A 20559-nucleotide genomic window follows, 5' to 3' on the forward strand; every position below is an offset into this window, starting at 1 on the left:
GCTTGTTCGGTGGTCATGCCGCCGAACTCGCCTTCTACCGGCCGATATTCTGCCCGCCATGATCACGCATCCCGAGCGCCTGGAGCGCGGGCATCCGTTCCGGCAGTGGAAGACGTGGCGGCTGCCTGGGACCCAGCTCACCCTCACCGGCTATTCGCGGGCCAACGACAAGACGTTCTTCCACGTCCCCGAGCTGAAGCTCGCCCTCGACGCGGGGCTGGCCGAGGGCCGTCAGGTCGACACGGTGCTGCTGACGCACACGCATCTGGACCACTCCAAGGACCTCGACTTCCTGGCGACACGATCGACCGGGGTCGACATCTACCTGCCTGATCAGGCGTTACCGTACGTACGCGACTATCTGCGCGCCACGACCGAGCTGAACCAGGTGGCCGCCTTCGACCCGGCTCTCGCGGCAGGGGCCCGGGTGCACGGCGTGCGGCCGGGTGCGGAGTTCTCCTTCGGCAAGCACGGCTCTCACACGGTCCGGGTCCTCGCGTCCAAGCACAAGGTGCCCAGCGTCGGTTACGGCGTCGCGGAGAACCGGCGGGCCCTCCTGCCCGAGATCGAGGAGCTCAAGGCGACGCTCGGCGCCGCCGAGTTCGGCCGGCTCATCGCGGGCAAGCGCAAGCAGGGCATCGCGGTCGACCGGCAGGTCCAGCGGCCGTTGTTCGCCTATCTCGGCGACACGCACGCGAGCGCGCTCGGGCGCACCCCCTGGCTCTTCGACCATCCGGTGATCATCACCGAGTGCACGTATCTGGACGATGCCGAGCTCGACCGGGCGCGGCGCGTCGGCCACACGGTGTGGAGCGAGCTCAAGCCGTTCGTCCTGGCGCATCCGGACAATCTCTTCGTACTCACCCACTTCAGCCTGCGCTACTCGGATCAGGAGGTGCTCGCCTTCTTCGAGCGGGAAGGCGTGACCAACGTGCTGGTGTGGGCCCATGCTGAGAGCCACCTGCCGGAGCAGCATCAGCGCTGACGCACCGCCGTCCGGTATTCGTGGAAGCCGCTGCCGCTCTTGCGGCCCAGGCGGCCTTCCTCCACCAGGCGGGTCAGCGGCTCGCACGGGGTGAAGCGGCCGTCCCCCGTGTGTTCGACCAGGACGAGCAGCGTGTCGCGGACGATGTCGAGCCCGATGAGGTCGGCCGTGCGGAGCGGGCCCATCGGGTGGCCGAAGCAGTCCTGGAAGATCCGGTCCACGGTCGCCGCGTCGGCCGTTCCCGCTCCCAGCATCGCGGCGGCCTCGTTGACCAGCATCATCAGCAACCGGTTGGAGACGAACCCCGGCCCGTCCCCGACCACGATGCCACGTTTGCCGATGTCGTCCAGCAGTTCGCGGGCGAGCCGCAGGGCGTCGTCGCCGGTGCCGGCCGCGCGCACCACCTCGACGGCGGCGGTGAGCGGTGCCGGGTTCATGAAGTGCAGGCCGAGCACGCGTTCCGGCCGTCCGGTGTGGGCGGCCAGCCAGCCGATCGGAATCGCCGAGGTGCAGGAGGCGAGAACGGTCTCCGGCGGGCAGTGCGCGTCCAGGGCCCTGAACACCTGCCCCTTGACGGCGGAGCGCTCCGGCGCGCACTCGATCACGAATCCGGCGCCGTCCAGGTCGTCGATCCGCTCGCGCCAGCGCACCCTGGAGAGGATCTCCTCAGGCACGGCTCCCGCGCCGCGGCCCAGGAGTCTGGCCGCGCGTACGCCCTGGCGCAGCCGGTCGGGTCCGGAGGCCAGCGCCGACGCCTCCGGGTCCACGACCACCACCTGGCGGCCACTGGCGGCCAGACATTGGGCGATGCCGCAGCCCATGGTCCCCGCGCCGATGATGCCCACGTGTGCCATCAAGCCCTCCTGTCTGCGCTGATACCCCGAACGTGGCCGATGGGCAGGACGGGCTTGGCGGAATCGATGGCGAGGGTGATCAGCCCCTCGCTCTGGTCGATCACCTGGAAGCCGGCGAACCGCAGGGTGACCAGCATGATCCGATTGACCGGCGTCGGCACGAACTCCGCGAGGGGCCGACGGTCGGCGGCCAGGGCGCGGGCCACGAGCTGGTCGATCAGCGCCCGCCCCGCGCCCCTGGACATCACCCGGCACGACGTCAGCAGCAGCTCGATGACGGCGGCGTCCTGGCTGATCCGGGTGACGGCCAGGCCGATCGTGCCGTACGAGCCGAACCGGTCGCGCAGGCTCGCCACGAGGACCTCGTGCTCGGGAGAGGTGCACAGGTCGCGCAACTCGTCCACGCCGAACGTCCTGCCCGTGGTGTTGAGCTGGTGCGTGCGTACGGTCAGCTCGTGCGCCCGCTCCAGGTCGGTCTCGGTGCAGGGCCGTAGCGTCATGGTGAGGTCGAGCCAGGCCAGGAAGTCGGCGGGCGGTCCCCGGTGGTCGGCCGCCGCGGCCTGCCTGCGCTGGTCCAGCCGGTACAGCCGGCGTCTGTCGCGGGACTCCTCGGTGACGACGTCGGGGGTGAATCCGGCGAGAGCGGGCAGACGGCCCGCGTCCTCGGCCCGGTGGCAGCGGACCATGGGCAGTTCGTGGGCGATCGCCGCCCGCTCGGCCGCGTCGTTGTCGATGAAGGCGATGCTCTCCAGAGCGATGTTCAGGGTCCGGGCGACCCGGCGGATGGCCTCCGCCTTGCTGCCCCAGCTCACCTCTATCACCGTGAACAGGTCGTCCAGCCCGTGCTCCGCGAGGTGGGCGAGCGCCGCACCGCGCTCGCCGCGGCCGGCCACCGCGTGCAGGATGCCCCGCTCGTCCAGCGCGTTCAGTGTGCTGACCGCGGCGGGGAACGGCACGGGGCGGTCGCGCTCCAGGACGACGCCGTCCCACAAGGTGTCGTCGAGGTCCCAGACCAGGCACTTCACTGTGGGCGTCATGGCCGCGCCCCGACGTCGCGCAGGACATGGGCGGCTATGTGCATCTCGGTGACCTCCGTGGAACCTTCGATGATCTCCATGACCTTGGCGTCCCTGAAGAACCGCGAGACCGGGTTGTCCTGCTCGCAGCCCGCCGATCCGAGAATCTGCACCGCGCTGTGGCTCACCGAGGCCGCGGTCCGGGCGGCGGCGTACTTGGCGATCATGGTCGCGGTGAGCGCGACGGGGTCGCGGTCCTGCCGCAGCCGGGCGGCGCGGGCACACAGCTCCCTGGCGGCACCCGTGTCCACCGCGGCGCGGGCCAGGGACGAGCGGACCAGCTGGTGCTCGGCCAGCGGCACGCCACGCTGGGTACGGTCGGCGGCATGCCGGGCGGCCAGGCCGAGGCACGCCTCCGCCATGCCGACGCATCCCCAGCCGACCGTGAAGCGGCCGTGGTCGAGGGCGGTGCCCGCCACGTGGGAGAGCCCGAACCCGGGCGAGGCCACCACGTTGCCGCGCGGCACCCGTACGGCGTCGAACCGCACATGCGCGATCTGCGCGGCACGCATGCCGAGCTGTCCGGTGACGGGCTCGACGGCGACACCCGGCCGGTCCGACTCGACGAAGACGCACGTCAGGCGGCCCGCGGCGGTCCCCAGCACCAGGAACACGTTCGCCACCTGCCCGAAGGTGACCCAGCGCTTGACACCGCTGACGGTCACCGGCCCCTCGCCATCACCGTCGACCCGCGTCTCCACCCCGGCCAGATCGGTCCCGGCACCCGGCTCGGTCGCGGCGAACGCCCCCACCGACTCACCGCGCGCGAGCGCCGGCAGCCACCGCCCGCGCTGCGCGGCGCTCCCCCAGCGCAGCAGCGCCGCCGCCACCATGCCCTGCACGGTGACCAGCCCGCGCAGCGCACCGCACACCCCGCCGAGCGTGGCGCAGACCTCACCCAGCTCGTACGGCGTGCCGCCCGCCCCGCCATACCGGGCAGGCACATCGACGCCCAGCAGCCCGGCCGCCCCCGCCGCCCGCCTGACCTCGGCGGGCAGCTCCCCGCGCCGGTCCCAGCCGGCGGCCTCCCCGCGGACGGCGTCGGCGAAGCCCGTGGCGTCGGGCGTCATCGCGCCCCGCACTTCCGGGCGACGAACCCCGACAGCCGGGACACGGTGCGGAAGTTGTCCAGATCGAGGTCCTCCACCTCGATCGTGAACCCGAACCGGTGCTCGATGAAGGTGACCAGTTCGAGCGCGAACAGCGAGTCCGCCAGTCCCAGCTCGAAGTAGTCGTCCTCCTCCGCCAGCCGCCGCCCGACAGCCGCGGAGACGAAGGCCACCAACTCGCCGATGACATCGTCAGCTTGCCTCATTGCGCCTCCTCAAGGTGCTCATCGCGCCGCCTAAAGGTGATGGACGTCTCCGTCGCCGCCGTCGCTCTCCACCAGCAGCGCGCTCCACGCCGCGACGGGGCTGACGTTGAGCAGGATGGCGCGCTGCCCGCCGGCCAGGTCGCCCCGCTCGATCGCGGTGTAGAGGTTGAGCAGGGTGTCGTTGGGCCCGAGGTGGCCGTAGCGCCGCAGGTTGTCGAAGCAGGCGGGGTCGATCGAGATGCCCAGCGACTCCTCGCTGAACCGGAAGGACCCCAGGGAAAGGTTCTGGCTGAAATAGCCGGATATGTCGGTTGGCTTGATGGCGTTGCGCTCCAGCAGCCGCCGGTTCAGCTCCCGCAGGCGGCTACGCGTCTCCAAGGCCAGGCTGAAGGAGTAGGCGTGGGTGTCGGCGCACTCCTCGCGCCACTGGCCGGGCGGCTGCTCGCGGTAGTCCACCCGGAACAGGTCCCAATAGTCGCCGTTGGACTCCTGGAGGATGTCCACCACCCGGACCCGGCCGTGCCGGGAGAGCACGAGGGCCTGGCCGCTGTCGCCGCTGACGGTGACCGGGTGCCGGTAGCGGCCCGGAGTGATCGGTTTGCTGCCGTGGGCCACCAGGACGTACTCCAGCTCCTCGTCGGCGGCCAGCAGCCCCCTGGCGGCGAGCAGCGCCGGAGTGATCGAGACGCAGCCCAGCCCGCCGACCGAGAACGTCACCGCGTTCCGCGCGCCCAGCACGGCCTGCAGCCTGGTCGCCTCGGAGGACATGAGCGTCTCCGGAGCCCTGGACTCGACGACGACCAGCGCCCCGAGGTCGCCCGGCTCCAGGTCGGCATCGGTCAGTGCGCGGCGGGCGGCCCGCGCCATGAGGTCGAGCTCGCTCAGCCCGCCCTCGGCACGGATCTGCTCGATGCCGAGGCGCAGGCAGGTCTCCCGCTCCGGCTCCGGCATGCTGTCCAGCTCGGGCAGCCGGCTGACGGCCATGACGCTGTCCGGCATGTACCAGGCGGCGGAGCGAACGGCGATCGACGCGGGCATCTCAGCGCCCCCTGCCCAGCTCGGTGAAGGTGTCGGACAGATGCCCGGCCAGCGACTCCATGTCCTCGCCGGCGAGGCCGCCGTGGTGGGCGACGTGGACGTACAGCGAATCTCCCCTGACGGCGCTGGAGACGGCGATCGGCACGTGTTCCAGGAGCGAGCGGTGCCGGACCATGAGAGGGGTGGCGCGGATCGACGCCGGACCGCCACCCAGGTCGATGGTGTCGCCGCCGCTCGCGGTGTGTTCGACCAGCACCTGCGGCTCGGGCAGGGCGCGGAGTCCGGCCACGGCGGGCGAGCGCGGGCTCAGGTGCCGCAGGATCCCGTATCCGACGCCGTCGTTGGGCACCGAGTCGAGGGTGTCCGTGACGGCTCCCATCGCGCCGCGTACGTCCGTGCCCCCGCCCACCGGAAGGAGCAGCGGATAGCCGTTGGTGAACCAGCCGAGCGAGCGTGAGCGGTCCACCGGCCGGAACACGTTCGGCGTACCGTGGCCGACCGTCATGAGGTAGGCGTCTTCGCCGTCGCGCCAGCGGGCCCACGCGCAGGCCACCGCGCACAGCGCCGCCGCCCGACCGGCCGGCCCGCTCACCCTGAGCACCGGCGCGACCTGGCTGATGACGCGGGTGACCACGCCTGGCTCCGGGCGTTCGCCTTGCGCGGCGGCAAGCCCCTGGGTGGGCGCCACGTGGGACTCTCCGGCCGCCAGCACGGCCGTCCAGTACGCCAGTTCGCCCGCGAGTTCGTCGGACTGCGCCATGGCCACCAGGTGCTTGGCCCAGTCGCGCCAGGCGGGCGGTCGCTGGGCGGGCTGCGGGCGCCCGGTCGCCGCGATGTCGGCCAGGGCCGCGTTCAAGTCCTCCAGGAGGGGGACGGCCGAGACGTGGTCGAAGGCGAAATGGTGGATCGCCAGCACGAGGATGCCCGCCCGGCTCGGCCCGCGGTCGTAGAAGCGCGCCCTGACCAGCGGACCCCGGCCGACGTCGAGACCGGCGATCAGCTCGTCCTTGTCGGCCTCCAGCACGGCCGGTTCCGCGCCCTCCGACGGCGGCAGGACCCTGGTGTCGAAGAGGTGAGCGGTCTCGGACGCCGCGCACTCCATCCACCAGCCCAGACTGTTGCGGCGCAGGCGGTAACGCAGCGGCTCGTGCAGCTCGACGAGGTGCTCCAGCGCCGTACGGAGTGCCCCGGCCCGCACGCCGGGCGCGATCTCCAGCACCTCCGCCGACACGAAGTCGGCCACGTCGCCGCCGGTGCTGTCCAGCATCCCGTGGATGAGCGGTGTCAGGGGGATCTTCTCGTCGGGGTAGGATTCGGGCACGGCGTTTCCCATCGCCGCCGTGGCGAGCGCCCTGGGAGTCTGATGCAGTAGTACGTCCTGCGGAGTGATCTCCAGTCCCGCCCTGGCGGCGCGGGCGGCGACGGCCACGCTCAGCACGGAGTCGCCGCCGAGCGTGAAGAACCCCACGTCGGACGGCATGTGCTCGCGGCCGAGCAGCTCGGCCATGATCTTCCCGAGGAGGCGCTCGGCCTCGCCGGACTCGCCGGCCCGGGCCTTCCCGTTGGTGGCCCCGGTCCTGACCGTGCTCATCGGTGTCTCCGTTCCCCTCAGTGTGGTGCGCTTCAGCGTGGTGCGGTCGAGCTTGCCGTTCGCCGTCGTGGGCAGCCGTTCGTGGCCGGCCACGCGCGTGGGCAGCAGGTGGTCCGGGAGATCACGCGCCGCCCACGCGAGCAGCTCCGGCTCGGTCGGCGTCCTGTCGCCCGCTACGTGGGCGACCAGCCGGGGCCCGCCCGGCCCGTCCTCGGTGATCACCGCCGCCTGGGAGACCTGCGGGTGGGCGAGCAGCACCCGTTCGAGCTCGGCCGGTTCCACGCGATGGCCGCGGATCTGGACCTGGTCGTCGGCGCGCCCCAGGAACTCGATCGTCCCGTCCCCGCGCGGGCGGGCCAGGTCGCCGGTGCGGTACATGCGGGCGCCTGGCCGCGCGGCGAACGGGTCCGGCACGAACCGGGAGGCGGTGAGCGCGGGGCGGCCGTGGTAGCCGCGCCCGACGCCCGCGCCGCCCAGGCACAGCTCCCCCGCCTCTGTCCCCCGCACCGGGTGGCCCGCCTGATTCAGGATGTACGCCGTGGTGCCGGTGATCGGGGTGCCGATGCCGGGCAGCGCGTCTCCGGTGGCGGCCACCTCCTCGCAGGTGGCGGTCACCGCGCACTCCGTGGGGCCGTACATGTTGAGCACACGGAACGGCACCCCGCGGGACGGGCGGACGCGCAGCCGATCTCCGCCGGTGACCAGGACCCGCAGGCTCGTCTCCGCCGGAACGGATGGTTCGGCCAGGACCAGCTCCGCCATCGGCGCGGGGATGCCCGCCACCGTGATCCGCCGCTCGTCCATCCAGCGCGACACCGCCGCCGGCGTCTGCAGCGGGTCGCCGACGTGGATCGTGGCTCCGTGGTACAGAGCGGCGAGGATCTCCATGATCGCCGCGTCGAACCCCGGGGAGATCAGCTGGGCGACGCGGTCGGCCGGCGACAGGCCGGTCGTCTCGCCGTACCAGCGGAGGAGGTTGAGCAGCCCCCGATGCTCGACCGCGCAGCCGTGCGGGCGGCCGGTTGATCCAGAGGTGAAGGCGACATAGGCGAGGGCCTCCGGCGCGGCGGGGGCTCCCGGGGGCGCGGCGTCGGCGCACCCGGCGTCGGGCTCCTCGATCGTCAGCCGCTTGCCCGGCGCGGACCAGGGTGCGGCGTGGCCGTCGGTGAGCAGGACCGGCGCGTCGAGCTCGGTCAGGATCGACTCCAGACGCGCGGCCGGCGCCGCCGGGTCGAGCGGCGCGAAGGCGGCGCCCGCCTTGAGCACGGCGAGCCAGCCGATCACGAGCCCGGCGCCGCGTCTCGCGATGACCGGCACGATGCTCCCCGCTCCCACCCCGGCCGCGACCAGCCGCCGAGCGAGCCGGTCGGCCCGCTCGTCGACCTCGCGGTAGGACCGGCCACCCGCGCCGGTGACCACGGCGGGATGATCGGGACGCTCCGCCGCGTGCGCCTCGACCGCCGCACACACCGACCGGTCGTCTTCGCGCGCGGACCGCTCGCCGTTGCCGGGGCCGGGCCTGTGCCACCCGGGGACCAGTTCGTCCACGCGCCTGTCGCCCTCGGCCACCGCGGCCGTCGCCACCTGCTGGAAGAGGTCCGCCAGCCGCCGCGCCGTGCCCCGATCGAACAGGTCGACGGCGTACTCCAGGTAGCCGGTCATCGCGTCCGGCTCCTCGTCGCTGACGCCGAAGGTGAGGTCCACCTTGCTGGTGCCCGGCGCGATGCCGGTGGCCGACTGCCCGTTCGACGGCGGCCCCAAGCCGGGGAGCGCGGCCGGGTGCGCCGGGGCGTTCTGGTACGAATAGCCCACGCTGAACAGAGGATGCCGGGCGGGATCCCGGCGCGGCGCGAGCTCGGCGACGATCCTGGAGAGCGGGACCTCCTCGTGATCGAGGGCGCCCGCGACGGTGTCCGCGCACCGCCGGACCAGGTCGCGCAGGCCGAGGTCACCGCGCACTCGGGTGCGGAACGGCAGCACGTTGTTGAAGTAGCCGATCATGTCGTGAGTGGCGGGGTTGACCCGGCCGGAGGTGGCGGCGCCCACCACCACGTCCTCCTGTCCCGTCCACAGGTACAACGCGACGTCGAGCACGGCGAGCATGGTGACGAACGTCGTCACCCCCTCCCGCCTGCTGAACGTCCTCAGCTGCTCGGTGAGCCGCGCGTCCAGCGTGAACTCGACGAGATCCCCGGCATGCGACTCCACCTGCCCGCGGGGCCGGTCGAGGGGCAGCTCGTGGAACGGCGCGTCCGCCAGCCGCGCACGCCAGTACGTCAGCCCCCGCACCAGCCGCTCGCCCGTCAACCGGGATCGCTGCCAGGCGGCGAAGTCGGCGTACTGGGCGGGCAGCGGGACCAGGTCCGGCGCCCGCCGGTGCAGGCGGGCGTCGTAGAGCTCGGCCAGGTCGGCGAAGAACACCGACGGGGACCAGCCGTCGAACACGATGTGATGCCAGGTGTACAGGAGCAGGTGGTCGTCACCGGCCAGCTCGACCAGGGTCGCGCGGAACAGCGGGCCCCGTCCCAGGTCGAAAGGCGTGCCGGCTTCCTCGCGCATGAGCGCCGCCGCCTGGCGCTCGCGCTCCTCCGCCGGGAGCGGGCGCAGGTCGATCACCTTCAGCCGGGGCATGGTGTCGGCCAGCGCGTACGGCACGCCGTCGTCGTCCGGTACACGGACGCGCAACACTTCATGCCGGTCGACCAGGTCGCGCAGCGCCCCCTCGAAGGCGGCCGGGTCCAGCGGCCCGTGGTAGCGCAGCGCTCCGGGGATGCTGTACAGCGAGCCGCCGGGGTTCAGCCGGTCCAGGTACCACAGCTGCTCCTGGTTGTAGGAGAGCGGCAGCCGCCCGCCGCGCGGCACCCGGGCTATCGCCCAGCCGGCGTCCCCGGGCGCGGTCGTGCGCCGATCCCGGACGACCGCGGCCAGCTCCCGCACTGTGCGGCGCTCGTACAGGTCGGCGAAGCCGAGGTGGACGCCGAAGCGCCGCTCCAGCTCGCGCAGCACGGTGATGCCCGCGATCGACGTCCCGCCGAGCTGGAAGTAGTCCGCCGCGGGCCCGAGGGGACCGCTCTTCAGCACCTCGGCCCAGATGGCCGCCACGTGCTCCTCGACGTCGTCTCCGGGCGGAAGCAGGGGTGGTGTGCGGGGCGGCCGGGTCCGGCAGGACACCGGCTCGAACGGATAGGTGGGCACCTCGACCCGGGGGATCCGCATGTCCGCGTAGTGGCGCTCCCAGTCGATGGCCGCTCCCAGCTCATACAGCCTGCCGAGCGCGGCGAGCACTCCCTCCGCCGGCGGATCGACCATCGGCAGCTCCGGAGCCAGCCGCGAGATCTCCCGGGTCAGCGTGCCCGGCGCCATGGCGAGGAGCACGGCGTTGTCCCTGGTGAAGCCGCGTACGGCGCGCTCCAGCCCGGCCGCGTCGACCGCGTCGGTGAGCGGCGAACCGGCCGCCTCGCGCATCGCCTCGGCCGCGGGGAGCCGACCGCGCGCCACGCGGACGACCAGGTTGCCCACCCCCGAGCCGGCCAGCCCGGATTCCGTCAGACCGAGCGAGCGAAGCAGCCGGTAGAGGGCGTGCTGCCGGGCGAACAGGCGACCGCCGGGCGCTTCGCCGGCCGCGGCGGGCAGGGCGGGGAAGTCCGTACGCAGGCCGGCCCAGGCGGCGTCCTCGACCTGACCATCACCGGGGAACAGCATGACGACCGGCACGTCCCTGGCCACCGCCCGATCGGGGAGCCGCGCCGTGCTCAGCGCCGCGAGCAGGCCCGCCTTGTCGCGTGCCGTGCCCGCCCAGCGGTACGGGTGGTCGTCGCGGCCCCGGTTGAGCGCGTGCGCCACCTCGGGCAGTCCGTGCTCGGTTTTCCGCAGGAAGTCGGTCAGCTGCTGGATGCGGCGTTCGAGCGCGGCGCGTGACACCGCCGAGACGGTGACGAGGTGAACAGGGCCTTCCCGCGGCGGGGCGGCGGGCTCCGGCGGCTGCTCCACGACCGCGTGCACGTTCGTGCCGGTGATCCCGTACGAGCTGAGCCCGGCCCGGCGCGGCCCCGGCCAGGGACGCGCGCGGGTGCTCACCCGTACCGTGTCGGTGTCCGCGAGCAGCGCGTTGGGGGTCTCGAAGCGCGGGGTGGGGTAGAGCGCGCCGTACCGCAGACCGGCGATCGCCTTGAACAGGCCGGCGATGCCGGAGGCGTGGTCCAGGTGTCCGATGTTGGCCTTCACCGTGCCGATCTCCAGCGGCGCCACCCCGGTGAAGGTCCGCAGCAACCCGTCCACCTCGACCAGGTCGCCCAGCTCCGTCCCCGAGCCGTGGCATTCGACGAAGCCGATCGTGGCCGGTTCGATGCCCGAGTCCCGCCAGGCGGCGCGGATCACGTCCGCCTGGGCCCGCCGGCTCGGGGCGCTCATGCTGGTGGCGCGGGAGCCGTTCTGGTTCACCGCGACGCCGCGCAGCACCGCGTGGATGACGTCGCGGTCGGTCAGCGCGTCGCTCAGGCGCTTCAGGACGACGAACCCGCCTCCCTCGCCGCCCACGGTGCCGTTGGCCGTGGCGTCGAACGGGCGGCACACCCCGTCGGGCGACTCGACCCCGCGCAGGGCGTCACCCGGCTCTGCCTGGTGGACGCCGATCCCTCCGGCGATGGCCAGATCGGCCCGTCCGTCACGCAGCTTGTCCACGGCGAGCGCGAGCGCGGCCAGGCTGCCGCTGCAGGCGGTGTCCACGACCAGGGCCGGGCCCGTGAGGTCGAACACGTAGGCGATGCGTGCCGCCGCGGCCGCCGGCATCGTTCCCAAGATCGCATGCGGGTCGTCGGGGGGTGGGCAGTCCCGGCTCGACGCGCTGACGATCACCGCGGTGTTCGATCCGCGTAAGGCCGCCGGCGCGTAGCCGGCGTTCTCGATCGCGCGGTGGACGAGGGGCAGGCCGAGCCGCTGGCCCGGGTCCATCGCCTCGGCCTCGCCCAGCGAGATCCCGAAGAAGGCGTGGTCGAACAGGTCGACGCGGTCCAGGTAACCGCCGTCGGGATGGCCGTCCGCGGTCGCCTGGACCCGGAGGGGTCCCGGCGGGCCGATATTGATCCGCCCGTGCCAGAGGTTCTCGTGCAGGGATCGCAGGTCGTCCGCGCCGGGCAGGGCGAGCGCCAGCCCGATGACGGCCACAGGCTCCCGTCCCATAGCGCCTCCCGTCTCAAAGCTCGTGGTCCCCGGCCGGGTCGGCACGGCGTCCTCCGATCAACCTGGCCATGGCCTCGATGGTGGAGTGCTCCAGCAGGTCCGAGACCGGGACCTCGGTCCCCGCCACTTCGCTCAGGCGGCCGCTGAGCCGTACGAGCGTGAGGGAGGAGCCGCCGCACTCGAAGAACTTCCGGCGGACGTCCGGCCGCCCGTCCCCGCCGAGGATCTCCGTCCAGAGCCCGGCGACCACGTGCTCGGCGTCGGTCCTGGGCAGCGCCCGGGGCTCGGCCGGGCCGAGCCCCGGTTCGGGCAGCGCGCGGCGGTCGATCTTGCCGTTCCTGGTCAGGGGCAGCCGATCGAGCCACACGAACTGCGACGGAACCAGCTGACCCGGCAGCCCGGCGCGAAGGTGGTCGCGCAGCTCACCGTCGTCCGGGGCCGGTGACCGTCCCGGCACCAGGTACGCGATGAGCCGCCTGGCCGCGCCGTCGCCGTACGCGGCCACGACGGCCTGGGCGACCGCGGCGTGCCGGGACAGTGCCCCCTCGACCTCGCCTGGTTCGACGCGGAAACCACGCACCTTGACCTGGTCGTCGGCCCGGCCGACGAAGTGCAGTTCGCCGTCGGACGACCAGCGGACCAGGTCGCCCGTCCGGTACATGCGCGCTCCCGGCTCGCCGAACGGGCAGGCGACGAACCGCTCCGCGGTCAGGGCGGACCGGCCGTGGTAGCCCCTGGCCAGGCCGGGACCGGAGACGAACAACTCACCCGGCACCCCCACGGGCGCCGGACGCAGCTCACGGTCGAGCACGTACACCTGGCGACCGGCGATCGCCCGTCCGATGGGCACCGGACCGCGGCCGGACAGCGGCTCGCTCATGGTCGCGCACACGGTCGTCTCCGTCGGCCCGTAGGCGTTGACCATCCGGTGGCGCGTGGCCCACTCTCCGGCCAGCTCCGGCGGGCACGCCTCGCCCGCGACGACCACCCGGACGTCCTGGGGCAGGCAGCCCGGCCGCAGCAGCGCCAGCAGGGCGGGCGGCACGGTCAGGTGGGTCACCCCGGCGTCGGCGACCAGCTCCGACAGCCGCGCGCCGGGCAGCAGCCGCTCGGGCGGGGCCATCACCAGGGTCGCTCCGGTGAGGAGCGCCATGCTCAGCTCCCAGAACGCGGCGTCGAAGCTCGGCGAGGCGAACTGCAGCACACGGCTGCCGGGGCCCGCGCCCAAGGCCTGGTAGGTTTCGAGCAGGCCGGCCATCCCGGCGTGGGTGACGACCACGCCCTTCGGCCGCCCGGTCGAGCCGGAGGTGTAGATCACGTAGGCCGCGCCGCCGGGGCGCACCGGGGTTCGCGGAGGGTGGGCGGGTGCCTGTTCGATCAACGGGCCGTCCCGGTCCAGGCACACCACCGGGACCACCTGATCCAGACAGTCGGCGTCGGTGATCAGCAGTGCCGCACCGGAGTCCCGGAGCATCCAGCGGAGCCGCTCGGCGGGGTAGGCGAGGTCCAGCGGGAGGTAGGCGCCGCCCGCCTTCAGGACGCCGAGTACGGCGACGGCGAGGTTCACGCCGCGTCGCAGCGCGAGGCCCACGGTCACCTCCGGGCCCACACCCTGCCGGGCCAGGTGGTGCGCCAGCTTGTCGGATCGCCGGTCCAGCTCGGCGTAGGTCAGGCTCTGGTCCTCGAACAGCACCGCCGCCGCTGCCGGCGCGTTCCGCACCTGCCTGGCGAACAGCTCGGTCGCGCACACCGGCGCCTCCGGCGTGGCTCGCGGGCGGGTCCAGGTGTCGGTCAAGGTCCGGTGCTCCCCCGGGTTCAGCAGGTCCACCAGGGACAGGGGCCGCTCCGGATCCGCGATCAACTCGCCGATCAGCGCGCGCAGATGCGCCGCCAGCCGTCGCGCGGTGCCGTCGTCGAAGAGGCAGGGGTCGTAGCAGAGCCGCATCACCAGGTCGCCCTCGGTATGGCACACCAGGCCGAGCGGGTAGTTCGTGGTGTTGTCCGCGTCGGCGTGCACGACGCGGAGCCCGCCCCCGCTCAGCGCGAGCGGATCAGCGGGCAGGTTGTCGAACGCGACGGCCGTGTCGAACAGTGCGACCCCCGGGGGCAGTCCACTGTTCTCCTGGTGCCACGACGGCGGAAGGTGGCCGAACGCGGCCGCCGCCGTCTGCCGGTCCTGGATCGACCGCAGCCACACCGCCACCGGAGCGCCGCCGTCCACGCGCACCCTGACGGGCAGAGTGTTGATCATGAGGCCCACGATCGCGTCGGCGCCCGGCAGTTCGGCGGGTCTGGCCGCCGCCGTCGCTCCGAAGACCACGTCGTCGACGCCTTCTCCGTAACGGGACAGCAGCAGCGCCCACGCGGCCCGGACGATGGTGTTGAGGGTCAGCCGGTGCCGCCGCGCGAAGACCCGCGCCTCCTCGTACCGATCCGCCCCCAGCCGGACCGTGACGTCCCTGACCGACCGCACGGTGCGCCCCGGGACCGGCGGCCGGTCGCACGGCAGCGGCGTCGGGGAGTCGAACCCCGCCATGACGGCGCGCCAGTACTCCATCGCGCCGCTCTGGTCGTGGCCGCCCAGCCAGTCGGCGTAGGCACGGAAGGCCGGAGCGGGCGTGGCGTCCGGCTGACCGCCCGCGGAGATCGCGCCGTAGGCGGTCAGGACCTCGGACAGGACCTGGGACAGGCTCCAGCCGTCGACGAAGAGGTGATGCGTGCTCCACACCACCCGGACGCGACGGTCTGACAGGCGTTCCATGGCCAGCCGCGTCCGCGGGGAAGCGCGCAGGTCGCCGCCGATCGCCGCGCCCGCCCCGTTGAGATAGGCGATGGGGAGGGTGAACGCCCGGTGCACCGCCTGAACTGGCTCGTCGTACCCCTCCCAGTGGGCCGTGCTGCGCAGGGCCGGGTGACGGTCCACGACATGCTGCCAGGCCCGGCCGAGCGCCCGCACGTCGATCCCGCCGTCCGCCTCGATCGTCACCGTGAGCCGCCGGGCATAGACGTCGAAGTCCCGGTCGGCCAGGGAGTGGTAGAGGAGGCCGGCTTGTACGGGGGTGAGCGGGAACACGTCCTCGACGTCGGCGGCCGGAAGCGACACGGCAGTCCGCGCGCCGACGCCGACGCCGGCACCGGCACCGGTTGGCGGCGGTGGCACGGATGCCGGCATATCGCAGGCGGGGTCGGTGAAGGTGACGGCCGATTCGGCCAGGCGGTGGATCGACTGGTGCTCGAACAGATCCCTCGCCGTGAAGCGCAAGCCCGCACGACCCGCGCTGGTGACGAGCTGGATACCGGTGATGGAGTCGCCACCCAGCTCGAAGAAGTTGTCCTCCACCCCGACCCGGGCCAGCCCCAGCGTCTCGGCCCAGACCGCGGCCAGCGCCCGCTCGACCGGGGTGCGAGGGGCGACGTACCGGACATCGGGCCGCTCCTTCGGCTGGGGCAGCTCGCCGAAGTCGGTCGGCAGGGCGTCGAGGACCACGAACGCCGACGGCACCAGCCGCTCCGGCAGGACGGAACCCACGAACCTGGACAGGACCATGGGAGCCGGCGCGTCGAGGCCGGGCTTGGGCACCACGTAGCCGACCAGGTCGCTCGCGGAAGCCGGGCTCGGCACCACCCGGGCCTCGGCCAGGGCAGGGTGGCGGGCCAGCACGGACTCCACCGCACCGGGCCCGAGCCGCGGGCCGCGCATCTCGGCCTCGTCGTCCAGAACGGCACGCAGCGGCCGGTCCGGGTCACACGCGACGGCGGCCAGCAGCGCCGACAGGCCGGTGGCGAGGTGCTCGATCGTGCCCCGTTCGAACAGGTCCTTGCTGTAGACCACCGCCACGCGCATCCCCGCCTCGATCTCGCGGAACTCGATCGTGAGGTCGAAGGGTGAGACCACCTCGGCCGGCTCGACGTCCTCGACCCGCAGGCCGGGGAAGTGGCGCGCACGCGCGGGCGCGTTCTGCGTCACGAGCAGGGCGTTGATCAGCGGGGTCCGTCCTGGCACGCGCCGCGGCCGCAGGTCGTCGACGACGCGCTCGAACGGGACGCCGGAGTTGGCGACGGCCTCCAGCACCGTACGGCGCATGTCATCGAGGCAGTCGGCGAACGACCCCGTCTCCTCGACGCGGCAGCGCAGCACGACGGTGTTGACGAAGCAGCCGACGACGTCCTCCCACTCAGGCCGGTCGCGGCCGGACACCACCGTGCCGGTCACCACGTCGGGCGTGCCGGACCACCGGGCCAGCAGCGCGTGGCAGGCCGCGAACAGCGTGGTGGACAGGGTCGTACGGCGGGACCTGCCGAGCCGCCGCAGGCGCTCGACGACGGCGGGCGGCACCGTGATCCGCACCGCGTCCCCCGCCCCGCTCGGCTCGGCCGGGACGGGCCGGTCATGGGGCAGCGCCGTCGACGTCATCCCGGCGAGCCGCTGCCGCCAGTAGGCCAGCTGATCGTCGTGTACGGCACGCGGACGCCGGCTCCATCGGGCGAAGTCGGCGTAGCGGGCGGGCAGCGGCGACAGCCGTGGCGGCGTGCCCCGGAGGACGGCCGCGTAGCAGGCGCCGAGTTCGTCCAGGAGCACCTCCTGCGACCAGTCGTCGGTGACGATGTGGTGCATCGTGATCGCCAGCACGTTGTCGTCGTCAGCCAGCCGGATCAGCCGCAGGCGCAGCGGTGGTCCGGCTGTGAGGTCGAAGACCCGTCCCAGGTCCGTACGGAGGAGACGGTCGAGCTCGTGTTCCCGTTCCGGCGCGGGCAGTCTGGTCAGGTCCGTGACTTCGGGGCGTACCTCCCTCGGTGGGTGCACGACCTGCGCGCCCTCGCCGTCCGCCGGATCGAACGTCGTGCGCAGCGCCTCGTGCCGCGCGACCAGCGCGGTCGCCGCGGCGGCCAGGGCGGCCGCGTCCAGCGGTCCGCTCAGCCGCAGGACCTTTCCCACGGTGTAGCCGGCGTCCGGCCGGTAGCGGTGCAGGAACCACAGCCGCCGCTGCGGCGGTGACAAGGGAACGGGCGCTGTGTCCTCGCTGTCCTCGCTGTCCTCGCTGTCCTCATGCTCGGGGAGGCGCATCTCGTCCTCGCCGCGCGCCGCGCGCGAGATCTCCCGCGCGAGCTCGGCGACCGACGGGTGATCGAAGATCGCCCGGTACGGCAGAGCGACCCCGAGATCGGCACGGACTCGGGCAAGAAGCCTCATCGCCAGGATGGAGTCGCCGCCGGCGTCGAAGAACCTCTCCTCGGTGCCGAGGTCATCTCCGCCGAAGACCTCGGCCCAGATGCCCAAGAGAGCGGCCTCGATCTCCGTTCGCACCGACGCGCCCCCCGGCCCGGCACGGTCCGCCGTGGCGGGCGACCCAGCACGGTCCGCCGCAGCGGGCGGACCTTTGCGGTTCGTGCGGGCGGGTCGTGTCGGGGCGGGCAGTGCGGATCGGTCGATCTTGCCGTTGGGGAGGAGCGGGAGTCGGTCCAAGACGACGAACTCGGCCGGGATCATCCGGTCGGGGAGCCAGGCGGCGAGGAACTCGCGGAGTTCGTGCCGGCCGGGCGGGGGCGTGTCGGCTGCGGGGACGACGTACGCCGCCAGCCGTCGTCCGGGCTCTCGGGCCGCCACCACGGCCCGGGTGATGCCGGGATGGCGGACGAGTGCGTTCTCGATCTCGCCTGGCTCGACCCGGAAACCGTTGACCTGGATCTGGTCGTCCAGCCGGCCGAGGTATTCGAGCTCGCCGTCCTCCCGGCGGCGTCCCAGGTCGCCCGTACGGTACATGCGGGCTCCGTCGCCGCGGAAGGGGTCGGCGAGGAAGCGGCGCGCGGTGAGCGCCGACCGCCCGTGATAGCCCCTGGCCACCCCGGGACCGCCGATGAACAGCTCGCCCACCTCGCCGTCCGCGACGAGCCGCAGGTGGCCGTCGAGCACGTACGCGGTGGTCGCACCGACCGGACGCCCAATCGCGGCGAACGCGCCGGCACCCGGCACGCCGCCCACAGCGAACCCACCGACATCAGGCACGCCGCCCGCAGGCAGCCGGTGCACGCACGAGTCCATGGTGGTCTCCGTGGCGCCGTAAGCGTTGACCACGGTTGTCGCCGGACGCACCCGCGCCAGCAGCGCCCGGCAGTCCTCGGCCAGCCAGCCTTCCGAGCCGACCGAGAGCAGCTCCAGCCCGAGCAGCCCGCCCGGGCGGCTGCCGGCCTCGTGGGCCAGGAGGCCGGCGAGCGCGGGGATGGCTTCGAGAGCGGTGGCCCCGGTCCGCTCGATCAGGTCGAGCAGCAGAGCCGGGTCGGTGACGGCCGGGTCGGGCGCGATGATGAGGGTGCCGCCGAAGAGGGTGGAGCGCATGAGGTCGGCGAGGAAGAGGTCGACGGACGACCCGCTCACGGTCACCCATCGCGGCCGCATGGCGGACAGCCCGTACATCTCCTCCCACGCCGCGCAGACGTGCGCGAGGCTGCGGTGCTCGACCAGCACGCCCTTGGGGGTGCCGGTCGAGCCCGAGGTGTAGATCAGGTAGGCGAGGTCGTCCGGCCGGATCCGTACCGGCGGTGGTGTGGCGAGCCCGTCGGCGAGGAGCTCGTCCGCCGAGAGCACCGGCCGGTCACCGCCGGGGAGCCGGTGCGCCGACCGGCGGTCGGTGAGCACGAGCCGGGGGCGGGCGTCGGCCAGCATCCAGGCCAGGCGCTCGGCCGGGTAGGCCGGGTCCAGCGGCATGTACGCCGCCCCCGCCTTCAGCACCCCCAACAGGCCCGCCACCGTGTCCGGCCCCCTGGCGAGGCAGAGGCCGACGAGGTCCCCCGGTCGCACATCACGGGCGAGCAGGTGGTGGGCGAGCCGGTTGGCGCGCTCATCGAGCTGGGCGTAGGACAGCCGCAGGTCTCCCGACTCCACCGCGGTGGCGTCGGGCCTGCGCCGCACCTGGGCGGCGAAGAGGTCCGGCAGACAGGACGCCGCTCTCCGGCCGGCGGGCGCTCGGCGGGTCACTTGCCGTGCAACTGCCGCAGGTACGCGTACGTTGTGGGCAGCGTGCTGAGCAGTTCCTGCTGACGCTTCTTGATGCCGTCGAAGACGGGCTCCGCGCTCTTGATCAGGTCGGGCTGATAAGTGAGCGAGGGCATCGGGTGGTCGGGGACGAAACCGAGCCCCGCGAAGATGCAGTAATAGTTGCTGTTGTTCCAGAAGTTGCGGAACTCCGCGTCGAAGTTGGCGTAGTAGGTCTTCTCGTCGGTCACGGGCATGTTGACCGGCAGCCCAGCCCGGTACATCGCGATCTTCTCCTGGATCTCGGGAGCGAGTTGCAGCTCCTTGTTGGCCTTCCAGAAGGGGGTGTCCGCGCGGGGGGCGAAGTAGAAGTGCGCCTGGATGAAGTCGCGCGAGTCGTCGAACATCACCTCGATCTCCCGGTTGAACCGGTCGATCAGGATGGGATCGAAACGCTTGTCGGGGAAGTGCTTGGCGAGCTGGTAGATGGCCGCCGTGATGAAGTAGATCCCGGTCGACTCCAGCGGTTCGAGGAAGCAGGACGACAGGCCGATGCTGACGCAGTTGCGCACCCAGGCGCGGCGGTTGCGGCCGACGCGGAAGCGGACGTGGTTCAGCGGGGTCTCGGACGGGTCCAGGCCCCACAGCCCGCAGAACTCCTCGGTCGCCTCGTCCTGGGAGGCGAATCGGCTGGAGTAGACGTAGCCGGCACCGAACCTGCCGAGCATCGGGATCTTCCACGTCCAGCCGGACGACATCGCGATGGCCGAGGTGTACGGCTCCACGCCGTTCGCCTCGTCGTCGTTGGGCACCTGGGTGGCGACCGCCCGGTCGTTGAGCAGGTAGTCGCTCATGTCGAGGAACGGCTCGCGCATCGCCTGGTTGATCAGCAGCCCGCGGAACCCCGAGCAGTCGACGAACAGGTCGCCTTCGAGCAGCAGGCCGCCCTTGGTGCGTAAGGCGCTGATGTAGCCGCGCTGGTCGAACAGCACCTCGGTCATCTCGTCCTCGACGTGGTTGACGCCCTGCTCCTTGATGGAGAAGCGGCGCAGGAACGCGGCCACCAGGTTGGCGTCGAAGTGCCAGGCGTAGTTCGTCCAGCGCTCGCCGTCGAGGTAGGCGGGCGCGAGGTTGGCGTCCAGCACCGGGGGTTCGCGGTAGCAGGCGTAGGCGAACTCCTCGTCGGTCTGGCCGGCCAGCTTCTTGAGGGTCCAGTAGTGCGAGAGCGGTAGCTGTTCGTGCTGCGGGAGCAGCCCGAACAGGTGGTAGTAGTGGTCGCTGCCGCCGTTGAACGGGCGGGGGCCGGCCTGTCCGCGGCCGCCGGTGCGCCAGTTGACGAACTTGATGCCCATCTTGAAGCTGGCGTTGCACTCGCGCATCCAGTCCTCCTCGGACAGGCCGAGGAAGTCGAACAGCACGCGTTGCAGGTTCGGCACCGTCGCCTCGCCCACGCCGATGCGGGGGATGGACGGGGCTTCGAGGACGGTGACGTTCACCTCGGCGCCCAGCGCCTTGCCGAGGTACGCGGCGGTCATCCAACCCGCTGTACCAC

Annotated in this window: 9 protein-coding genes; 1 reads left to right on the forward strand and 8 read right to left on the reverse strand. The window is 72.7% G+C overall.

The window, feature by feature from the left end:
• Positions 1–58: 58 nt before the first annotated feature.
• On the forward strand, positions 59–985 hold the full coding sequence (locus KME78_RS49255; protein ID WP_219536912.1) for an MBL fold metallo-hydrolase: 927 nt from the start codon (positions 59–61) through the stop codon (positions 983–985).
• Here KME78_RS49255 and KME78_RS49260 read toward each other — a convergent pair.
• From KME78_RS49260 to KME78_RS49295, 8 genes are read right to left on the reverse strand one after another with little or no spacing between them, the layout of a single operon-like run.
• Positions 976–1839 carry a 3-hydroxyacyl-CoA dehydrogenase family protein gene (locus KME78_RS49260; protein WP_219536913.1) on the reverse strand — a complete coding sequence of 288 codons (864 nt, stop codon included), beginning with the start codon at positions 1837–1839 and terminating at the stop codon, positions 976–978. The two genes, KME78_RS49255 and KME78_RS49260, sit on opposite strands and share 10 nt — an antisense overlap.
• Positions 1839–2876: an HAD-IIIC family phosphatase gene (locus KME78_RS49265; protein ID WP_219536914.1), complete on the reverse strand. Its 1038-nt coding sequence runs from the start codon at positions 2874–2876 to the stop codon at positions 1839–1841. The genes KME78_RS49260 and KME78_RS49265 overlap by 1 nt, the downstream gene beginning before the upstream one ends.
• Positions 2873–3985 (reverse strand): acyl-CoA dehydrogenase family protein, encoded by a 1113-nt coding sequence (locus KME78_RS49270; protein ID WP_219536915.1) that lies wholly within the window; start codon positions 3983–3985, stop codon positions 2873–2875. The genes KME78_RS49265 and KME78_RS49270 overlap by 4 nt, the downstream gene beginning before the upstream one ends.
• Positions 3982–4230: an acyl carrier protein gene (locus tag KME78_RS49275; RefSeq protein WP_219536916.1), complete on the reverse strand. Its 249-nt coding sequence runs from the start codon at positions 4228–4230 to the stop codon at positions 3982–3984. The genes KME78_RS49270 and KME78_RS49275 overlap by 4 nt, the downstream gene beginning before the upstream one ends.
• Positions 4231–4260: 30 nt before the next feature.
• Positions 4261–5268, reverse strand: coding sequence for a 3-oxoacyl-[acyl-carrier-protein] synthase III C-terminal domain-containing protein (locus KME78_RS49280; protein WP_219536917.1), 1008 nt, complete (start codon positions 5266–5268; stop codon positions 4261–4263).
• Position 5269: 1 nt separating this feature from the next.
• Entirely contained in the window at positions 5270–12037 is a 6768-nt protein-coding gene (locus tag KME78_RS49285) for a non-ribosomal peptide synthetase (protein ID WP_219536918.1), read from the reverse strand.
• Between the two features lie 13 nt (positions 12038–12050).
• On the reverse strand, positions 12051–19010 hold the full coding sequence (locus KME78_RS49290; RefSeq protein WP_219536919.1) for a non-ribosomal peptide synthetase: 6960 nt from the start codon (positions 19008–19010) through the stop codon (positions 12051–12053).
• Complete coding sequence (locus KME78_RS49295; RefSeq protein ID WP_246653639.1) at positions 19007–20542, reverse strand: tryptophan halogenase family protein; 1536 nt, start codon at positions 20540–20542, stop codon at positions 19007–19009. The genes KME78_RS49290 and KME78_RS49295 overlap by 4 nt, the downstream gene beginning before the upstream one ends.
• Positions 20543–20559 lie beyond the last annotated feature (17 nt).

Source organism: Nonomuraea guangzhouensis (assembly GCF_019396345.1).
Lineage (GTDB): Bacteria > Actinomycetota > Actinomycetes > Streptosporangiales > Streptosporangiaceae > Nonomuraea > Nonomuraea guangzhouensis.

Coding starts and splice junctions, on each gene's coding strand:
- KME78_RS49255 (WP_219536912.1), top strand. CDS start 59: ATGATCACGCATCCCGAGCGCCTGGAGCGCGGGCATCCGTTCCGGCAG.
- KME78_RS49260 (WP_219536913.1), bottom strand. CDS start 1,839: ATGGCACACGTGGGCATCATCGGCGCGGGGACCATGGGCTGCGGCATC.
- KME78_RS49265 (WP_219536914.1), bottom strand. CDS start 2,876: ATGACGCCCACAGTGAAGTGCCTGGTCTGGGACCTCGACGACACCTTG.
- KME78_RS49270 (WP_219536915.1), bottom strand. CDS start 3,985: ATGACGCCCGACGCCACGGGCTTCGCCGACGCCGTCCGCGGGGAGGCC.
- KME78_RS49275 (WP_219536916.1), bottom strand. CDS start 4,230: ATGAGGCAAGCTGACGATGTCATCGGCGAGTTGGTGGCCTTCGTCTCC.
- KME78_RS49280 (WP_219536917.1), bottom strand. CDS start 5,268: ATGCCCGCGTCGATCGCCGTTCGCTCCGCCGCCTGGTACATGCCGGAC.
- KME78_RS49285 (WP_219536918.1), bottom strand. CDS start 12,037: ATGGGACGGGAGCCTGTGGCCGTCATCGGGCTGGCGCTCGCCCTGCCC.
- KME78_RS49295 (WP_246653639.1), bottom strand. CDS start 20,542: ATGACCGCCGCGTACCTCGGCAAGGCGCTGGGCGCCGAGGTGAACGTC.